Source organism: Nocardia sp. AB354 (assembly GCF_049538315.1).
GTDB classification, from domain to species: domain Bacteria; phylum Actinomycetota; class Actinomycetes; order Mycobacteriales; family Mycobacteriaceae; genus Nocardia; species Nocardia nova.
The window spans coordinates 42881-62083 of sequence record NZ_JBMVFU010000029.1; the positions used below are offsets into that span (position 1 = coordinate 42881).

Genomic DNA, 19203 nt, shown 5'->3' on the forward strand with positions numbered 1-19203 from the left:
GACCTACCGCGCGCCGCTGCGCATCGACAGGCCGATCGGCGCCGGGATCTGCTCGACGGTGATGCGCTTGCGGAAGACCCAGTACGTCCAGCCCTGGTAGATCAGCACGACCGGAGTCAGCACCACCGCGACCCAGCTCATCACCACCAGCGTGTAATGCGTGGAGGAGGCGCTGACGGTGGGATGCCCGTCGACCATCCGGCCGTCGACGGTCAGCCCGTAGGCGGCGTCGATGGTGGACGGCAGCACGTACGGGAACAGCGCACCGAACAGCAGCACGATCGCGGCGACCACGGTGACGGCGGTGCCGGTGAACGCCCAGCCGTCGCGATGCCGCAGCACCGCACCACCGGCGAGCAGGAGGCCGAATACCGCCACGCCCAACGGGATCCAGGTCCAGCCCTGGCCGTGCGCGAGCTGGGTCCACAGCGCGAACGCGGCGGCGACCACGGTGGCCGGCAACCAGATCACGCGGGCGGTCCGCTCGGCGCTGTCGCGAATATCGCCGCCGGTCTTCAAGGCGATGAACACCGCACCGTGCAGGATGAACAACAGCAGCAGCGTCAGGGCGCCGAGCAGCCCGTAGGGGTTGATCAGGCCGAGCAGACCGCCCTCGATCCGCCGCTGCGCGTTGAGCTGCGTTCCGTGCACGATATTCGCGAAGGCCAGTCCCCAGGCCAGCGCGGGCACCCAGGAACCGAAGACTATCGCGGCGTCGCACCATTTGTACCAGCGCGGATCGTGGATCTTGCCGCGCCATTCGATCGCCACCGCGCGCACGATCAACGCCACCAGGATCAGCAGCAGTGCTACGTAGAACCCGGAGAACAGGCTGGCATACCACTCCGGGAAGGCCGCGAACATCGCGCCGCCCGCGGTGATCAGCCACACTTCGTTGCCGTCCCAGACCGGTCCGATCGTGTTGAGTACGGCGCGCTTTCGCGTTTCGTCGCCGCGGCCGATGATCGGCATCAGTATCCCGACGCCGAAATCGAAGCCCTCGAGCACGAAGTAGCCGGTGAACAGGACACCGATCAGCAAGAACCAGAATTCGGGCAGACTCATCCTCGGCTCCTCAGTACGCGAACGAAAGCTTCTCGACCGCAGACGTTTCCGTCTCCGCGGGTGGCTGTTCGGGCCCCTCGATCACATAGCGCCGCATGAGGAAGAACCACACGACGGCAAGTGCGCCGTACACCAGCGTGAAGACGATCAGTGAGGCCAGCACGGTGCCCGCGGTATGCCCGGAGACGGCTTGCTGCACGGTCATCCGGATGGCCGGGTTCCCGGTCGGATTCGGTGCGACCACCCAGGGCTGGCGGCCCATCTCGGTGAAGACCCAGCCCGCGCTGTTGGCCAGGAACGGCGTCGGAATGCAGATCAGGCTCAGCCATTTGAACCAGGGCTGATCCGGGATCCGTCCGCGCCGGGTCATCCAGAAGCCCAGCAGCGCGATGGCCGCCGAACCCACTGCCCAGCCGATCATGGCGCGGAAGGTCCAGTAGGTGACGAACAGATTCGGCCGATAGTCACCCGGGCCGAATTTTTCATTGTAGCTCGCCTGCAGGTCCTTGACGCCCTGCAGCGTCACGCCGCTGAACCGGCCTTCGGCGAGGTACGGCAGCACGCCCGGCACCTCGAGGACGCGGGTGATGCTGTCACAGTTGTTGTGGGTGCCGACGGTGAGTATCGAGAAGTCGGGGTCGGTTTCGGTGTGGCACAACGATTCCGCCGAGGCCATCTTCATCGGCTGCTGTTTGAACATCAGCTTGCCCTGGATGTCACCGGTGAATACCAATGCGATGCCGGCGATCACGATCACCCACATCCCGGCGCGGGCGGCGGGCCGCCACATACCGCGCGCCTCTTCCAGCAGCTCCGGATGGCCCGAGCGGGCGTTGCGAACCATCCACCAGCCGCCGATGCCGGCTACGAAGGTGCCGGCGGTGAGGAACGCACCCGCCACGACGTGCGGGAAGGCCGCCAGCGCGGTGTTGTTGGTCAGCAGTGCGCCGATGCTCTGCAGTTCGGCGCGGCCGGATTCGGGGTTGTAGCGGGCGCCGACCGGATGCTGCATGAACGAGTTGGCGGCGATGATGAAGAAGGCCGAGGCGTTCACGCCGATCGCGACCAGCCAGATGGTGGCCAGGTGCACCAGTTTGGGCAGCCGCGACCAGCCGAAGATCCACAGACCCAGGAAGGTCGATTCCAGGAAGAACGCGGCCAGGCCCTCCATGGCCAGCGGGGCGCCGAATACGTCGCCGACGAAGCGGGAGTATTCGCTCCAGTTCATGCCGAACTGGAACTCTTGCACGATGCCGGTGGCGACACCGAGCGCGAAGTTGATCATGAACAATTTGCCGAAAAACTTCGTCAGCCGGTACCAGTGATCCTTACCCGTGATCACCCATGCGGTCTGCATCCCGGCGACCATGGGCGCGAGGCCGATGGTGAGCGGTACGAAGATGAAGTGATAGACGGTCGTGATCCCGAACTGCCAACGTGAGACGTCGACGACATCCATCCGGCGGCCTCCTGTGTCATGCGGGACATCCACGTACTACGACATGTCGTAGTAGAGCCTACGCCGGTACAGCCGTGGATCAACGAGTCCTACGTCACGACATTCCAACAATTATTGCTGCGCGGTAACGGGTTCCGCTTTCGACGCTCCGACACCGCGGTCGAATCAGGTCCAGTCGGCGATATTCCAGGCTCGTTCGATCCCGCGATTCACCAGATCCGTGATTTCTTCGGCACAGTCCGGTGCCGACATCCGCAGCCCGTCCAGTGTCGCCACCCGCGCGGCCAGCGTGATGCTCGACAGCAGCCAAACACTGTCGGCGGTAACGAGATCCGCCGTGAACAGCGACTTGTAGCTGCAGTCCCAGCCGGCCTTGCCCGCCTCGGCGAACAAGGCGCGCTGGGTGATGCCGGACAGCACGCCGTCGCGCGCGGGCGGGGTGAGCAACTGCTTGTCGCGCTGGATCACGACCGTCGAGCGCGGCCCCTCCAGCACGCGGTGCTCGGTGCTGGTGAAGATCACGTCGTCGGCGTCCTGGCGGGCCGCGAACCGCAGCGCCGCCATATTCGTCGCATAGGAGAGCGTCTTGGCACCCAGCAGGAGCCACGGGGCGGTGGTCGCGAGTTCGGTGGAGATGCCCCGAGTGAGAGTGATCACCGAGATGCCTTCGGCGCGAGCCTTACTCACCCGCTCGGCGACCGGGCTCACGAGCACGTAGCCGGTGAGATCCGGTGCCGGGCCGGACAGTTCGCCCGAACCGACGCGCTGGGACTCGGCGCCGTCGCGGCCCCGCGTCACGATCATGCGCAGTACGCCCTCGCGGTCGGATCCCCATTCCTTGACCGCCGACTCCACGGCGCTGCGCCACTGGGCGACATCCGGGTCGGGCAGGTCGAGTGCCTGGGCCGAACGGCGTAGCCGAGCCAGATGTAATTCCAGTGCACTCGCTTTACCGTCTCGCACCAGCACCGTCTCGAAGACGCCGTCGCCGCGCAACGTGCCGATATCGTCCGCGTAGAGCAACGGCTCGTCCGGATTCCGGACGGTACCGTCGAGTGTCACCAGAACTCGATCCACCATGCGTGGCAGCCTAGGCGAATCGAGCGCTCCAGGCGTGGGTACGCAATCGTCGGGCAACGCCCGGGCGAGCCCCGCGCCCACAGGCATATCCACGGCACACTCACCGCATACCTGCGGCAACCTGTGGCGCGGCGCGGGTCGGCGCGACCGCCTATTGTGGAAAACGTGTCCGTGGTTGCCGCCCCCAGTCCACTGCTCGGTCTCCCAGGGGCCGTGCCCGGCCCGCCCGAAAGTCCCGATGCCGCGGTCGCCTGGCATTACGGCGATCCCTTCGGGGAACAGCGTGCCGCGGCCCAGCGCGTGGCCCTCGTGGACCGTTCCCACCGTTTCGTGGCGAGGATCACCGGCGCCGAACGGCTGAGCTGGCTGCACACGATTTCCAGCCAGCACATCGCCGAGTTGAGCGACGGCCGGTCCGCCGAGAACCTGGATCTGGACCTCAACGGCCGCGTCCAGCACCACTTCGTGCTGACCGAACTCGACGGCACGGTGTGGATCGACACCGAAGGCGATCGTGGCCCCGCACTGCTCGACTTCCTGCAGAAGATGGTCTTCTGGGCCGACGCGAAACCCGAGGCCGCACCGGACCACGCGGTCCTGAGCCTGCTCGGGCCGCGGGTGCGCGAGCTGACCGAGACGCTGGGCGTCGCCGCGCTGCCGGAGGTGTACGGCGCGGTCGCCCTGCCCGGCGGCGGATTCCTGCGTCGCATGCCGTGGCCCACCGAGGATTCCTACGACCTGGTCGTGCCGCGCGACCGGCTGAGCGAACTGTGGTCGGCGCTGACCGCGGCCGGCGCCGAACCGGCCGGGCTGTGGGCCTTCGAGGCGCTGCGGGTGGCGGCGTTGCGGCCCCGCATCGGCCTCGACACCGACGATCGGACCATTCCGCACGAGGCCCACTGGATCGGCGGCCCGGACGAATTCGGCGCGGTCCATCTGAACAAGGGTTGCTACCGCGGACAGGAAACCGTCGCCCGCGTCCACAATCTCGGTAAACCGCCGCGGCATCTGGTGCTGTTGCATCTGGACGGCTCCGCCGATGCCCGGCCCGCGGCCGGCGACGCGGTGACCGCCGGTGGCCGCGCGGTCGGCCGCCTCGGCACGGTGATCGACCACTACGAACTCGGGCCGATCGCACTCGCGCTGGTCAAACGCGCCATCCCCGCCGACACCCGGCTGGAGGCCGGTCCGATGGCCGCCGCCATCGATCCGGATTCGATCCCGTCCGATGACGAGCCGCAGGCCGGCCGGCTCGCCGTGGACAAGTTGCGCGGCCGGTGAGCGCGCCCGCAGCGCCCCGGGAAATCGGCGCGATCGGCCACGTACTCGCGGTCTGTGTGCTCCATGCCGAACTCGAGGTGCCCGCGAAGGTGAGCCGGGTCGGCCGGACCGCGATCGACAAACGCCCGGTCGCCGACCGGGTGGCGGTCCGGGCGCTGGGACTGGCCGGTGACCGCGTCTGCGATACGAAACATCACGGCGGCGTCCACCAGGCCGTCTACGCCTACGCCGACGAGGACGCGCGGCAGTGGGGCGAGCAGCTGGGCCGCACGCTTGCGCCAGGCTGGTTCGGCGAGAATCTGCGGGTGTCCGGGCTGCCCGTCAGCGATGCCGTGATCGGTGAACGCTGGCGCGTCGGCGACACGCTGCTCGAGGTCAGCGCACCGCGCGTGCCCTGCGCGACCTTCGGGCACTGGTCGGGCGAGAAGCAGTGGGTCAAGCGCTTCACGCTGCAGGCCGATACCGGCGCCTATCTGCGAGTGCTGACCGAGGGCACGATCGGCGCGGGCGACCGGGTGCACGTGGACCACGTCCCCGAGCACGGCATCACGGTGCGCGACCTGTTCACCGGACACGATCCGGCACGGCTGGAACATCTGCTGGCCGCCGAACCGACGATCTCCGAAGACGTGCGCATGCAGATCGCCCGGCATGCGCGGCGGGCCGCCAACCGGACGCGCAACACCGAACTCCACGAGGAGATTCGCGCCGCGGCAGTGCCGGACAGGGCAGCGGGCGCGGAAGCATCCACCGTTGCATCGAACGGGGCGCTGCCGGACCCCGCGCCGGTCGGCGGGGCGCAGCCGATACCGGCCGCGACGGCGTGCGGAACCGCCGAACGAGGAGATCGGCCGTGAGCGTAGAGCTGGTGGAAGTGGTCCGCTCCGGATTCCGCGAATGCGTGCACCGCGGGTCGGTGGTGATCATCGAACCCGACGGGGAACCGTCGCTGGCCCGGGGCGAGGTGCATCTGCCGATCTTCCCGCGGTCGACCAATAAGCCCATGCAAGCGATCACCTTGCTGCGCAACGGTTTCGAGCCGGTGGACGAGGCCGAACTCGCCATCGCTACCGCCTCGCATTTCGGCGAACCCGACCATCTGGCGCTGGTGCGGCGGCTGCTGGACCGCTTCGGCTTCGACGAGAACGGTCTGGAATGCCCGCCGGATCTGCCGATGGGCGAACAGGCCCGCGCCGAGGCACTGGCGCGCGACCGGCACTCGGCCCCTCGCAAGATCTACATGAACTGCTCGGGCAAACATGCCGCGATGCTGGCGACCTGTGTGATCAACGGCTGGCCGACCATCGGATATCTCGACCCCTCCCATCCGCTGCAGCAGGCGGTCACGGCGACGATCGCCGAGATCACCGGCGAACCCGAGACCGACCTCGGCATCGACGGCTGCGGCCTGCCGATCGTCCCGGTCTCGCTGATCAATCTCGCCCGCGCCTACGCCGGCCTCGCCACCGCGGCCCCCGGATCGCCGGAACGCCGGGTCGCGGATGCGATTCGCCACCACCCGCGAGTGATTTCGGGCACGGGCGCCCCCGATCTCGAGACCATGCGGGCGACCCCCGGACTGGTCTGCAAGATCGGAGCGGACGGTGTGCACGCGGGCGCGCTGCCGGACGGCCGCGCCTTCGCTTATAAGATCGATGACGGCCACGACCGGGCCCGGATGCCGCTGACGCAGGCGATTCTCCAGCGTATGGGGGTCGAGTGGACCGAGGCCCACGCCGCGCTCGCCGGGCCGCCGGTCCTGGGCGGCGGGGCCCGGGTCGGCATCATCCGGGCAATCCCGGGGGCGGTGTAGAAGCTCACCATTTCGGCGAACCCCCGCTCGACGGCCCCGCGAACGGTGGATGTTCCGGAGTCTTCACCGACTCCTGGAAGCGCGACCGCCTGACACACGCTAAAGTGTCTGTCAGGAAGATTATTAATTCGAACGGGGCCGCCAACCACCCCAGGCCGCCCCGCAGTGACGCGAGGGGGTCAGCCATGGGCCGTGGCCGGGCTAAGGCAAAGCAGACCAAGGTTGCACGCGAGCTGAAGTACAGCTCGCCGTCGACCGACTTCGCGAGCCTTCAGCGCGAGCTGTCGGGGCACTCCCCCCGGCGGAGCGGTGTGCTGTCCGAAGAGCACGATTCGGACGAATCGCTCAAGCGCTGGGAGGAAGATGAGGACTACGACGACTGGCGCCGCTGACTCGGATCGACGTATGCAGGGGGAGGCCTGAGGGGCCTCCCCCTTCGCACGTCGGCAGCGTTTCGGCCGATAGATCGACCGATCCCCACCTCGATGAGGGCTCGTAGTACGGGTTGCCGCCGCAGGTATCACCGATACCCAGGGCGGCATTACCCGAGTTCGGATTGCTCCGATTTCCACCGTCGCGCACGGTAGACGCTTCGCCGTCCGACCGCCCCGGAGTGGTGCCGTGGGCAACCCGTGAGCGCGTCGTTAGCGACCCCCGACACGACGCCTCCCGAGACGACAACGCCTCCCCGCCCGAACCGTGCGAGGAGGCGTCGATGTGTCCGCTCAGAACCTCGGATGTTCCCCGACCAGCGCCACGCGCGCGGCATCGGCGTCCTTGGCCTTCTTGACCGATCCCAAGGTCCAGCATTCGATATGCCGCGCGGTCAGCACCGCGAGCGCACGATCGGCATCCTCGGGGGCGACGACGGCGACCATGCCGACGCCCATGTTGAAGGTCTTCTCCATCTCCGCCCGCTCGACCCGGCCGCGCTGCGCGATCAGTTTGAAGATCGGCGCGGGATTCCAGGTGCCACGGTCGATTTCGGCGACCAGCCCGGCCGGCAGCACGCGGGCCAGATTGTTCGCCAGCCCGCCGCCGGTGACGTGGGCGAAGGTGCGCACATCGGTCTCCGCGATCAGCGCCAGACAATCCTTGGCGTAGATCTTGGTAGGTTCCAGCAACTCTTCGCCCAGGGTGCGGCCGAATTCCTCGACGTGCCCGGTGAGCGCCATCCGATCGATGTCGAGCAGCACCCGGCGCGCCAGGCTGTAGCCGTTGGAATGCAGGCCCGAGGAGCCCATCGCGATGACGACGTCGCCGGGCCGGACCCGATCCGGGCCCAGCACCTCGTCCGCCTCCACGACGCCGACGCCGGTCGCCGAGATGTCGTAGTCGTCGGCGCCCATCATGCCCGGATGCTCGGCCGTCTCGCCGCCCAGCAGCGCACATCCGGCCTGGATGCAGCCCTCGGCGATGCCGGAGACGATCTGCGCGACCCGCTCCGGAACCACCTTGCCGACCGCGATGTAGTCCTGCAGGAACAGCGGTTCCGCGCCACAGACGACCAGATCGTCGACGACCATGGCGACCAGGTCAAGGCCGACCGTGTCGTGCTTGTCCAGCGCCTGCGCGACCGCGATCTTGGTGCCCACACCGTCGGTGGAGGCGGCCAGCAGCGGTTCCCGGTAGCCACCCTTGAGCGCGAACAATCCGGCGAAACCGCCCAGACCGCCCTGCACCTCGGGCCGGCTGGCCTTCTTGGCCAGCGGCGCGAACAACTCGACTGCGCGGTCGCCGGCCTCGATGTCGACACCGGCGGCGGCGTAGGACGCGCCTCCGGATTGGGCCTCGTCGGCGCCGGTGTCGTTCACACCGGCACCACTCGGGGTCTGCTCAGTCATTGTTCGGGAAAGCTCCAAACCGAATCGGCGGACAGATGCCTGATCACGCTACCGGAGCCGGATAACGAGACTGCACCGGTATTGGGCTGCACGTACGGATTCGAGGCTACCGTCACATCCACCGTTGACATACATACGGTATGTAGGTAACTCTGGAACACATCACACCCACTCCGGAAGGCATGTCATGGGAATCAGCACCAGCCTCGGCCCGATTCGACACGTCGCCGTGCCGGGCGGCCGCATCCGCTATCACGACACCGGTTCCGGCTCGCCGGTCGTCTTCGTCCACGGCCTGCTCGTCAACGCCGATCTGTGGCGCAAGGTGGTACCGGACGTCGCCGCCGCCGGGCATCGCTGCCTCACCCCGGACTGGCCGTTCGGCTCGCATTCGGAGCCGATGCCGGCCGCCGACCTCACCCCGACCGGCGCGGCCGATCTGATCGCCGCGTTCCTGCGGGAACTCGACCTCACCGACGTCACCCTGGTGGCCAACGACACCGGCGGGGCGATCACGCAGATCATGCTCTCGCGCGATCGCAGCCGGGTCGGGCGCGTGGTGTTCACCAACTGCGACGCCTACGAGAAGTTCTTCCCGCAACCGTTCACTCCGCTGCCGCGGCTCTCGCGCGTACCCGGCCTGCTCACCGCGATTCTGCAGAGCCTGCGCTTCCGGCCGGCGCAGCGGCTGCCCCTCGCCTACGGGTTGGTCACCAAAGAGCCGCTGCCGCACGAGATCGCGGATTCCTACCTGCTGCCGAGCCGCAATTCCGCGGCCATCCGCGCCGATCTGCGCCGGTTCCTGCGCGATATCCACAAGCGCCATACCCTCGCGGCCGCACGCACTTTCGGCGAGTGGGATCTGCCGGTGCTGCTGGCCTGGGCCCCCGAGGACAAGGTGTTCCGGCTCGATTTCGCGCAGCGGCTGGCACACGATCTGCCTGATGCCACGTTGCACACGATCGAGGATTCACTCACCTTCATCTCGGAGGACCAGCCCGAGTTGCTCAGCCAGTTGATCGTGGAGTTCACTCGGCTGCATGCCACGCCGTAGCCAGGAGGACAGATCACGCGCGACGCGGGCGAGTCTCGAGTCGGTCGGGCGGCGGCTGTTCGCCGAACGCGGATATTCCGCGGTGTCGGCGGAGGAGATCGTCGCCGCGGCCGGTGTCACCCGCGGCGCGCTGCATCATCACTACGGCGACAAGCGCGGCCTGTTCATCGCGGTACTGGAACAGCTCGAGGCGGACAACACCGAGGAGGTCCGGCATGCGATCGATACCCTGCCCGACCCGACCGATCTGCTGGCCGCGATGGCGACCGGCCTGCACACCTTCCTCATGATCAGCCGCCGCCCGGAAACGGTCCGGATCGCCATGTCCGACGGCCCTGCGGTACTCGGCTGGCAGGGCTGGCGTGAGATGGAAGCGCGCCACGGCCTCGGGCTGATCACCAATCAGCTGGAATTGGCCGTCGAGTCCGGCCTCGCGCCCGCGGTCCCGGTCCGGACCCTGGCCCAATTGATTCTGGCCGCGATCACCGAGGCGGGCATGATCGTCGCGCACGCCGACGATCCGGATGCGGCCGGCGCCGAGGCCGAGCAGTGCATTCTGATGATGCTCGGCGGATTGCTCACACCGCCCAGCACGTCACCGAGCCTGTAGGTTCTCGAACCTGCTCGGCACCGAATGTGCGTGCGCCCCAAGTCGACTCGATCTTCGATGACACATGCCGGACCGCCACGACGAACGGCCCGGCCACGACGTCACGCGTGACGCTCAGGGGCGGCTCAGCGCGCTCGCGTTGGCATTCTCGCCCAGGAGTTCCGATTCCGGCTTACCGGAGAGAATTCCTTCGAGGACGTTCTTGCCGACGGCAGCCTCATCGGGCAGCGGGATCGGGTACTTGCCGTCGAAGCAGGCACAGCACAGGCGGGTGCGCGGCTGCTCGGTGGCCGCGATCATGCCCTCGAGCGAGATATAGCCGAGGCTGTCGGCGCCGATGGAACGTCGCACGCTTTCGACCATCGCCGCTTCCGAATCCTGTGACCCCTCGGCCATTTCCGGCCCCGCGCCGTTGGCGATCAACTCGGCCGGGGAGGCGAAGTCGATGCCGTAGAAGCACGGCCACTTCACCGGCGGGGAGGCGATGCGCACGTGGATCTCCAGCGCCCCGGCCTCGCGCAGCATCCGGATCAGCGCGCGCTGGGTGTTGCCGCGCACGATCGAGTCGTCGACCACGATCAACCGCTTCCCGCGAATCACCTCCCGCAGCGGGTTGAGCTTGAGCCGGATACCGAGCTGGCGGATGGTCTGGCTGGGCTGGATGAAGGTGCGGCCCACGTAGGCGTTCTTCATCAGGCCCTGGCCGTACGGCACGCCGGAGCCCTGGGCGTAACCGACCGCGGCCGGCGTTCCGGACTCCGGGACCGGAATCACCAGATCGGCCTCGACGGGATGTTCGGCGGCCAGCCGGCGGCCGATGTCGACCCGGGTGGCGTGCACCGAGCGACCGGCGATCGTCGAATCCGGCCGAGCCAGATAGACGTATTCGAAGACACAACCCTTGGGTTCGGGGTTGGCGAACCGCAGCGAACGGACTCCGTCGGCGTCGATCGCCAGCAGTTCGCCGGGCTCGATCTCCCGGACGAACGAGGCGCCCACGATGTCGAGCGCGGCGGTCTCGCTGGCAACCACCCAGCCGCGGTCGAGGCGGCCCAGGCACAGCGGCCGCACACCCTGCGGATCCCGCGCCGCGTAGAGGGTGTGCTCATCCATGAAGGTCAGGCAGAAGGCGCCGCGCAGCGTGGGCAGCAACTCCATGGCCGCCTGCTCGATGCTCTTGTCGGCCGCGGCATGGGCCAGCAGCGCGGTCATCACATCCGAATCCGAGGTGGCGGTGATCGCACTGCCCGGCAGGCGGCCGTTGATCAGACCCAATTCCCGGGCCCGCGTCGCCAGCTCGGCGGTGTTGACCAGATTTCCGTTGTGTCCCAACGCAAGTCCGGTGCCGACGGCCGTGGTGCGGAAGATCGGCTGAGCGTTCTCCCAGATGGTGGAACCGGTGGTGGAGTACCGGCAGTGCCCGATGGCGATATGCCCCGGCATCGCCGCCAGCGTCTGTTCGTCGAAGACCTGCGAGACGAGGCCCAGATCCTTGAACACCAGTACCTGCGAGCCGTCCGCGACCGCGATACCGGCGGCCTCCTGGCCGCGGTGCTGCAGTGCGTACAAGCCGTAGTACGTGAGCTTGGCCACATCCTCGCCCGGAGCCCAGACGCCGAAGACGCCACACTCCTCGCGGGGTTCGTTCTCAGGCTCGTCGACTGCGGAGGAGTTTAGGCCTGCGGCGGTCTTCGGGATCGACAGATCGGCGTGGGTCACCGTTTGCTCCCTGTTAGTCGGGCGGGGGGCACTCATCATTCTACGGGTCATCCGCGCGAAACCCACGTCCGGATCCTCCGGGTGGCGAGCTGTTTGCTGCTACGGTTCGTCCGTGGCGAGTATCGACACCGCAGTACAAAGTCGAAATCTACGGCGGCTTATTCCGTTTCGATGGATGTTCCCTGTGGCGGTCGTCTCAGTGGTGGCGGCGTTGTTGGGCCTGCTGTATCTCGACTATGTCGTCGACCCCCAGCGGAATCTGCACGACTTCCCGATCGCCCTGGTCAACCAGGATGTGGGTGAGACGCTCGGCGCGCCCGGCCAGCAGAAACACGTGAACTTCGGCGATCAGGTCGCCGACGGGCTGCGTGCGGCTGTGCCCGCCAACCAGATCGATCTGCGCGTACTGGGGCTGCCGGAGGCCCAGCAGCAGATGCAGAACGGCCAGGTCTACGGCACCGTAGTCATCCCCAGCGATTTCAGTAAGCGACTCGGGATCCTGGGTGTGGGCAGTGTCATACCGGGCGATATCGAGCGGCCGATCATCACCTTGCTGACCAATCCGCGGTCGGGCACCTACGCCACGCAGATCGTGGTGCGTTTCGGGGATCAGGCGCTGCCCCAGATCAACGAGAAGGTGGGACAGCAGCTCACCGAGCAGGTGCGGACTCAGCTCACCCCGGCGCCGGGCGGCCCACCGGCCCCCGAATTGTCCGGTGCTACCCGCCTCACCCTCGCGCAACCGCTGCAGATCCTGGTGCAGGAGTTCCATCCCCTGCCCGGCGGTTCCGGCCAGGGGCTGACGGCGTTCTTCTACGCACTGCTGTTGCTGATGGCGGGCATGCTCGGCGCGATGATCGTGCACACCATGATCGACTCGGCCCTCGGCTTCATACCGACCGAATACGGGCCGTGGTACGTGCACTATCCCGCCACACCCGTCTCGAGACTTCGCACGCTCCTGATCAAATGGGCGGTCATGGCGGTGGCCGCGGTCGTGGTCTCCGCGATCCTGCTCGGCATCGGCGCGGCATTGGGAATGCCGCTGGACAATCCGCTGGGGCTGTACCTCTACGGGGTGCTCGCGATCATCGCGGTCGGCTTCACCGGTATCTCCATCCTCGCCGCGATCGGTTCGGCCGGACTGCTGGTGAACATGATCCTGTTCATCGTGCTGGGCCTGCCGTCCTCGGGCGGCACGGTTCCGATCGAGGCGACACCGAAGTACCTCGGCTGGCTGGCCACCTTCGAACCCATGCACCAGGTGTTCCTGGCGGTGCGTTCGCTGCTGTATTTCGACGGCAACGGCGCGGCCGGTTTCACCCGCGGCTTCTGGATGACCGTGCTCGGCCTCACGATCGGTGTGGTGCTCGGCGTGGTCGTAACGCGCTTCTACGACCGAAAAGGGTTGGAGCGCAAGCCGATCAATCGTACCCAAGCCGCTACGGCCTAGGTCACAGCGCCCGCCCCGGGCTGGGTCACAGCGCGACCAGCGGCAGCCAGCGGGCCAACTCCCCCGCCCGGATTCCGGAGGCGCTCAACGCCCCCGAATCCACCGCGGCGTCGAAATCCAGCAGTCCGGTCGCGAGCAGCAACCACGTCCGCGGGTCGGTCTCGACCACATTCGGCGGCGTCCCCCGGGTGTGCCGCGGCCCCTCGATACATTGCACCGCCACGAAGGGCGGCACCCGCACCTCCACCGAGGCGCCCGGCGCCGCGGCGGCCAGACTCCGCGCGGTCCCACGCACGGCCGCCGCGAGCTCGGACCGTGCCGGCTGGGTCGCCGACTCGTCGCGCAGCCACGCGCCGAGCGCCGCCACCGAATCACGCACCTGAGCAGGGTCCACAGCCGAACGTCGCGCCATTCCACCGAGCGTAGCGAGCCGAACGGACTCAGCGGTGCGATACACCCCGGCCGATGCGCCGGTCACGCAGCGCCACCGCTACTCGCGGCGCCAGCGCGCCACCGGCATTCAGGGCGAGGTGAACGAGCGCCGGTGCCGTCGCACTGCCCGTGCGGCGACGCAGCCAGGAGAAGAGCAGCCCGCCCGCGGCGGTGAAGGCGACAGTGGCTGGGATGCTGTCACCCGCGGACCGTGCCGGATGAATGTGCCACAGGCCGAAAACCACTGCGCCGCCATACGTCCGCACGTACCCCGCGTCGTCGAAGAGCCGGTCCAGCGTCCCCCGGAAGATCAGCTCCTCGCTGTACACGGTGCCCACCGGAATGTGGATGCCGACCCATTCGGCCGTACTCACCTCCGGCTCGCGCTCGGCGAACTCCGCCATTCCATCCCGGATCCCCGGTACGGCGAGCCCGACACCGTAAGCAGTACCGATCGCACCGAATGCCGCTGCGCCCCAAGCCCAACCGCGTCGAGAAAGCCACTCCGGCCGGCCGTCGAATACCGCGGCATACCCGGTCGCGAACGCGGCGTTGGCGACCGTGCGACCCCGTATGCCCGACCCCAGCCTCGGCAGCACGAGATTGCTCCACATCAGGGCGATGCACGACGCCGATAGGGTGCGCGCCACGCTTCGGATGTTCACCGACCCGCACCTCGCGAGTGCACGTTCCAGACGTAGCGCGAGGTTTTCGTCACTGTGCTCATTTCACCGCGCGTTCGAACGCTTCCGACAGTTCCAGCTGCGTCCGGATGTTCTCCTGCAGTCGCGGATTCCAGTCCGGAGGCGGCAGTACCGCGGCCCAGCCGTCGAGGACGAGGGTGCCGTAGTTGTGGCCGTGCCCGTCGCTGACCCCTTGGGCATTGGTCAGATCGGCGGCGACCTGCCAGAAGGTGACCAGCGGCCACCAGCGCATCTGCGTGGACACGTCGGAGCCACGGGGCTCGGAGAGCCAATCCGGTTGGGAGAAGATCAGATCCGGTGACCACCAGACGATGGGGTCGGAGGGATGCTGCAGGTAGGCGATGCGCGGCCGCCGCCATTCCGGTGACGGTTTCGTCAGATCCGCTGCGGTGGAAGCGAATCGAACCACGAGACCGTCGGCGTAGATCGGTTCCACCTCGCGGGTGCCGGGGTCGCGGCGCTCGACGAACTGTTTCCACAGCCGATTGGAATTCGGCGGGCCCACCCAGAGCGCGCCGTCGACCTTGGCGCGCAGATCGGCCAGGCCGTCGAAGGCCGCCTCCGAGCCCTGCGAACCCAGGCTTTCCCCGTACACCAGCAGCTTCGGCCTCGACTGCGCCGGTCGCGCCGACCAGGCGGCGTAGACCGCGTCGAACATCTTCTTCCCCGCCACCGCGACCTTCTGCCGGTCCGCGAGGAACGACAGCACACTCGGCAGATACGAGTACTGCGAGGCGAGGATCGCGGTGTCGCCGCCGTACATGTACTCGAGCGCGCCCGCGGTCGTCGAGTTCACCCATCCGGTTCCGGTGGTGGTGACGATCACCAGCACCTTGCGGTCGAAGGCGTGCGTGCGTTCGAGTTCGGCGACCGCCAGCTGTTCCTGGGTCTGTCCCTCGGCCGCCGATCCGAGACCGACGTACACCCGAACCGGTTCGCGCGCGGGCTTTCCCGTCACCGCGCCGATGCGGAAGGCATCGGGCCCGTGCGAGACGAACCACCGACCCTCCGACCCGAGCGTGTCCCATTTGGCCAGGGACACGGGGCTGCCGGAGCGCTCGGGTTCGGTCGGCTGCACGGCGTACGGCGTCATCTTGTCGTTGCGCACGCTGAACGCCGAGTTGGCGACGGTGAAGAAGGCCTCCGACAACACACCGTTGAACAGCAGCACCGCCACCACGGCCAGCACGATCGCGCCGACGCTCGGGGCCAGTTGCGGCGGCACCCGCACCCAGCGGCTGAGCAGACGGGCGAAGAACCGCACGATCCACCGCACCGTCCGGTAGATCGCCACCACCAGCGCGGCCACCGCGACGCTGAGCCCACCGGTGCGCAGATAGGCGGCGCGCGTGGTGCCTTCCATATCCATCAGGCCGTAGATCTGCCGTTGCCAGTCGGCGGAGAGGACGAGCATGTAGATCGCGGTCAGCAGGCAGATCGTCAGGATCGTCACCTTCACCGCATAGCGAATCCGCAGCGACGGTGCGCGAAAACGCAAGCGCGGCCGGATCAGTCTGCGAAAGCCCCACTCCAGCAGACAGCCCACGCCGTAACCGATGGCGGCGTTCAGACCACTGATCAGACCTTGGAACAACCAGTCGCGCGGCAGCAGTGACGGCGTCACCGACCAGGCGAAAAACACTGTCGCGGTGACCAGGCCGACGTAGTTGAGGGCGATGATGTCGTCCTCGAGCCGGCGCAGCAGCCGCAGGCCCCGCCGATAGACCACAACGCCGCGCGTACGCAGCGTTGTGAGAGTCTCGGCGGTATCGAGCACCCGTCAAGTATGGCGGTCGGCGTGCCGAAATCGGGGACCTCGCCGCGTGAGGCAAACAACGCCTACAGCGGGAATTACCCGGGGTACTCGAGTAGTTCTACGCACGTTCCCCGCGGCCCGGGACCGCAGACTCGACGATATGAGCACTCCCACCCAGCAGAAGAGCAGCCCCGCCTTCCTGGCCCAGGCCGCGATCGCCTTCGGCGTCAGTTTCGTCGCCGCCACCGCGGGCATCGTCTATCTGCCGCTGGATATCTGGCAGCGCGGATTCCTCTTGATGACAACGCTGTTCATGGTCTCGAGCGCCTTCACCCTTGCCAAGGTGATCCGCGACCAGTTCGAGTCCGCGCGCGTCCATCAGCGCATCGACGAGGCCCGCGTGGAAAAGCTGATGGCCGAACACGATCCGTTCCGGGCGTGAGCGGACCGCGTCGCTCCGGGTGGGGCCGCGGTCCGCCTCGGCTCACTCCGCGGAGGCGCCGAACAGCGCGGGCAGCGTGCCCTCGTGGGCGGTGCGCAGTTCGTCCATCGTGATCGAGAACTGGCCCTGCACCTCGACCGAGTCCGAGCCCTGATCCACCACGCCGATGCGCACCCACGGCAGTTCGCGCGCGGTGCACATCTTGGTGAAACGCGTCTCCTCCGACCGCGGGACCGCGACCAGGACGCGTCCGGCCGATTCCGAGAACAGCGTGACGAACGGATCGTCCCCCTCGGGCAGCAGGATGCGCACACCGGTTTCACCGGCCAGCGCTGCTTCGACCACCGCCTGGGCCAGGCCGCCCTCGCTGAGATCGTGTGCGGCGCTGATCATTCCGTCGCGCGAGCCGGCGGTCAGCACCTCGGCGAGCAACTGCTCGCGGGCGAAGTCCACCCGCGGCGGCACACCGCCCAGGTGATCGTGCTCGACCTGCGACCAGATGGATCCGTCGAATTCGTCACGGGTCTCGCCGAGCAGGATCAGCGTCTCTCCGGGCTCGGTACCGAATCCGGTCGGGATGCGCCGGTGCACATCGTCGATGACGCCGAGCACGCCGACCACCGGGGTCGGCAGGATCGCGGTCTGCCCGGTCTGGTTGTAGAAGCTGACGTTGCCGCCGGTGACCGGAATGCCCAGGGCCACACAGCCGTCCGCGAGGCCGCGCACGGCCTGCTGGAACTGCCACATCACGCCCGGATCCTCGGGGGAACCGAAGTTGAGGCAGTTGGTGACGGCCTTGGGCGTCGCGCCGGTGCTGGCGACGTTGCGGTAGGCCTCGGCCAGCGCCAGCTGCGCGCCGGTGTAGGGGTCGAGTTTGGTGTAGCGGCCCGAGGCGTCGGTGGCCAGGGCAATGCCGCGGCCGGACTCCTCGTCGATGCGGATCACGCCCGCGTCGGCATGTTCGGCCAGCACCGTGTTGCCGCGCACGTAGCGGTCGTACTGCTCGACGATCCACTTGCGGCTGCACAACTGCGGGCTGGAGATCATCTTCAGCAGCGTGGCCCGCAGCTCGTCGCCGGATTTCGGCCGGGCCAGTCCGGCCGTGGTGTCGGCGACCAGCGCGTCCTGCTCCTCGGGACGCCGCACGGGCCGCTCGTAGACGGGGCCTTCGTGCGCGACGGTGCGCGGCGGCACGTCCACCACGGTTTCGCCGTGCCACTTCACCACCAGGCGGTCGCCGTCGGTGACCTCGCCGATCACGGTGGCGAGCACGTCCCACTTGTGGCAGACGGCCATGAACGCCTCGACGTTGTCGGGCGTCACCACCGCGCACATGCGTTCCTGCGATTCGCTCGAAAGCACTTCCGCCGGTGTCATATTCGCCGCGCGCAGCGGCACCTTGTCCAGGTCGATACGCATTCCGCCGTCGCCGGCCGCCGCCAATTCCGATGTCGCACAGGACAGTCCGGCACCGCCGAGGTCCTGGATGCCGACCACCAGTCCGGCGTGGTACAGCTCGAGACAGCACTCGATGAGCACCTTCTCGGCGAACGGGTCGCCCACCTGCACGCTGGGCAGTTTCTTACGGCCGGAACCGGATTCGTCACCCGAGAAGGTGTCCGAGGCCAGCACCGACACGCCGCCGATACCGTCCAGCCCGGTCCGCGCGCCGAACAGCACGATCTTGTTGCCGGTTCCGGAGGCGAAGGCCAGGTGCAGGTCCTCTACCCGCATCACACCCGCGCACAGCGCGTTCACCAGCGGATTGCCCTGATAGGAGGCGTCGAAGACGGTTTCGCCGCCGACGTTGGGCAGGCCGAGGGAGTTGCCGTAGCCGCCGACACCGCGCACCACGCCGTCGACCACTCGCCGGGTGTCGGGATGGTCGGCCGCACCGAAGCGCAACTGGTCCATCACCGCGATCGGCCGCGCGCCCATCGCCATGATGTCGCGCACGATGCCGCCGACGCCGGTGGCCGCGCCCTGGTACGGCTCGACGTAGGAGGGATGGTTGTGGCTTTCCACCTTGAAGGTGACCGCCCAGCCGTCACCGATGTCCACCACGCCCGCGTTCTCGCCGATACCGGCCAGCATGGATGCGCGCATCTCGTCGGTGGTGGTCTGGCCGAAGTAGCGCAGGTGCACCTTCGAGGATTTGTAGGAGCAGTGTTCGCTCCACATCACCGAGTACATCGCCAGCTCGGCATCGGTGGGGCGGCGGCCCAGAATGTCGCGGATGCGCGCGTATTCGTCGTCCTTGAGACCCAGCTCCTTGTACGGCTGCGGGGTATCCGGGGTGGCTGCGGCGGCGCTGACGGTGTCGACGTGGACAGTCACGGTGGGCTACCTAGGTCCTTTCGGCCGGGCAAACGTGCAGCTACGAGCTCCGACGCTGGAGTGAGAGACGGAATGCACGCGGATGGGGAATCCAGGCCAGTCTAATGGAGGGCAAACCCAGCCCGACCAGGCAGCACCTGTTCACCGGTACGCT

At 67.8% G+C, this 19203-nt stretch carries 16 protein-coding genes and 1 pseudogene; 8 read left to right on the forward strand and 9 right to left on the reverse strand.

Annotated elements, in window-relative coordinates; translation table 11 throughout:
* Positions 1-3: 3 nt before the first annotated feature.
* The 3 genes from cydB to ACPCUW_RS30420 all read right to left on the reverse strand — a co-directional run bounded on the left by cydB (position 4) and on the right by ACPCUW_RS30420 (position 3604).
* Positions 4-1065 carry a cytochrome d ubiquinol oxidase subunit II gene (gene cydB, locus ACPCUW_RS30410; protein WP_063018083.1) on the reverse strand — a complete coding sequence of 354 codons (1062 nt, stop codon included), beginning with the start codon at positions 1063-1065 and terminating at the stop codon, positions 4-6.
* Between the two features lie 10 nt (positions 1066-1075).
* Complete coding sequence (locus ACPCUW_RS30415) at positions 1076-2524, reverse strand: cytochrome ubiquinol oxidase subunit I (RefSeq protein WP_063018081.1); 1449 nt, start codon at positions 2522-2524, stop codon at positions 1076-1078.
* A 165-nt stretch (positions 2525-2689) separates the two neighbouring features.
* Complete coding sequence (locus ACPCUW_RS30420; RefSeq protein WP_423428646.1) at positions 2690-3604, reverse strand: aminodeoxychorismate lyase; 915 nt, start codon at positions 3602-3604, stop codon at positions 2690-2692.
* A gap of 165 nt (positions 3605-3769) precedes the next feature.
* Here ACPCUW_RS30420 and ACPCUW_RS30425 point away from each other — a divergent pair, with 165 nt between their 5' ends.
* From ACPCUW_RS30425 to ACPCUW_RS30440, 4 genes and pseudogenes are all read left to right on the forward strand, one after another.
* Positions 3770-4885, forward strand: a complete 1116-nt coding sequence (locus tag ACPCUW_RS30425; RefSeq protein WP_396927087.1) for a YgfZ/GcvT domain-containing protein — start codon at positions 3770-3772, stop codon at positions 4883-4885.
* A gap of 23 nt (positions 4886-4908) precedes the next feature.
* Positions 4909-5532, forward strand: a pseudogene (locus tag ACPCUW_RS30430) (MOSC domain-containing protein); the annotation flags it as partial.
* Positions 5533-5738: 206 nt separating this feature from the next.
* Positions 5739-6698 (forward strand): asparaginase, encoded by a 960-nt coding sequence (locus ACPCUW_RS30435; protein ID WP_063018077.1) that lies wholly within the window; start codon positions 5739-5741, stop codon positions 6696-6698.
* A gap of 185 nt (positions 6699-6883) precedes the next feature.
* Positions 6884-7090: a DUF3073 domain-containing protein gene (locus ACPCUW_RS30440; protein ID WP_063018105.1), complete on the forward strand. Its 207-nt coding sequence runs from the start codon at positions 6884-6886 to the stop codon at positions 7088-7090.
* Positions 7091-7423: 333 nt separating this feature from the next.
* Here the strand turns inward: ACPCUW_RS30440 and purM are convergent, their stop codons facing one another.
* Positions 7424-8542 carry a phosphoribosylformylglycinamidine cyclo-ligase gene (purM, locus tag ACPCUW_RS30445; protein ID WP_051756841.1) on the reverse strand — a complete coding sequence of 373 codons (1119 nt, stop codon included), beginning with the start codon at positions 8540-8542 and terminating at the stop codon, positions 7424-7426.
* 187 nt (positions 8543-8729) lie between these two features.
* Here purM and ACPCUW_RS30450 point away from each other — a divergent pair, with 187 nt between their 5' ends.
* A complete protein-coding gene (locus ACPCUW_RS30450) occupies positions 8730-9596 on the forward strand; it encodes an alpha/beta fold hydrolase (RefSeq protein WP_063018076.1) in 867 nt (288 codons plus the stop codon).
* The gene (locus tag ACPCUW_RS30455) at positions 9583-10206 is read left to right on the forward strand and encodes a TetR/AcrR family transcriptional regulator (RefSeq protein WP_030517429.1); all 624 of its coding nucleotides are present in this window, start codon (positions 9583-9585) and stop codon (positions 10204-10206) included. Before ACPCUW_RS30450 ends, ACPCUW_RS30455 begins: the two co-directional genes overlap by 14 nt.
* Before the next feature lie 114 nt (positions 10207-10320).
* On the opposite strand, the gene purF is transcribed toward ACPCUW_RS30455, so the two are convergent.
* A complete protein-coding gene (purF, locus tag ACPCUW_RS30460) occupies positions 10321-11925 on the reverse strand; it encodes an amidophosphoribosyltransferase (protein ID WP_064902309.1) in 1605 nt (534 codons plus the stop codon).
* A 175-nt stretch (positions 11926-12100) separates the two neighbouring features.
* Between purF and ACPCUW_RS30465 the strand changes: the two genes are divergently transcribed.
* The gene (locus tag ACPCUW_RS30465; RefSeq protein WP_423428650.1) at positions 12101-13378 is read left to right on the forward strand and encodes a YhgE/Pip domain-containing protein; all 1278 of its coding nucleotides are present in this window, start codon (positions 12101-12103) and stop codon (positions 13376-13378) included.
* Positions 13379-13403: 25 nt separating this feature from the next.
* On the opposite strand, the gene ACPCUW_RS30470 is transcribed toward ACPCUW_RS30465, so the two are convergent.
* Genes ACPCUW_RS30470 through ACPCUW_RS30480 form a run of 3 tightly spaced genes read right to left on the reverse strand, consistent with a single transcriptional unit; the run spans position 13404 to position 16291 of the window.
* Positions 13404-13790: a sterol carrier family protein gene (locus tag ACPCUW_RS30470; protein WP_423428652.1), complete on the reverse strand. Its 387-nt coding sequence runs from the start codon at positions 13788-13790 to the stop codon at positions 13404-13406.
* Positions 13791-13818: 28 nt separating this feature from the next.
* Positions 13819-14475 carry a CPBP family intramembrane glutamic endopeptidase gene (locus tag ACPCUW_RS30475; RefSeq protein WP_423428653.1) on the reverse strand — a complete coding sequence of 219 codons (657 nt, stop codon included), beginning with the start codon at positions 14473-14475 and terminating at the stop codon, positions 13819-13821.
* Positions 14476-14533: 58 nt separating this feature from the next.
* A complete protein-coding gene (locus ACPCUW_RS30480; RefSeq protein ID WP_423428655.1) occupies positions 14534-16291 on the reverse strand; it encodes an alpha/beta hydrolase in 1758 nt (585 codons plus the stop codon).
* Positions 16292-16430: 139 nt separating this feature from the next.
* Here ACPCUW_RS30480 and ACPCUW_RS30485 point away from each other — a divergent pair, with 139 nt between their 5' ends.
* Positions 16431-16712 (forward strand): YiaA/YiaB family inner membrane protein, encoded by a 282-nt coding sequence (locus tag ACPCUW_RS30485; RefSeq protein ID WP_423428656.1) that lies wholly within the window; start codon positions 16431-16433, stop codon positions 16710-16712.
* Positions 16713-16754: 42 nt separating this feature from the next.
* Here ACPCUW_RS30485 and purL read toward each other — a convergent pair whose 3' ends face one another.
* Entirely contained in the window at positions 16755-19049 is a 2295-nt protein-coding gene (gene purL, locus ACPCUW_RS30490; RefSeq protein WP_423428657.1) for a phosphoribosylformylglycinamidine synthase subunit PurL, read from the reverse strand.
* Between the last annotated feature and the right edge of the window lie 154 nt (positions 19050-19203).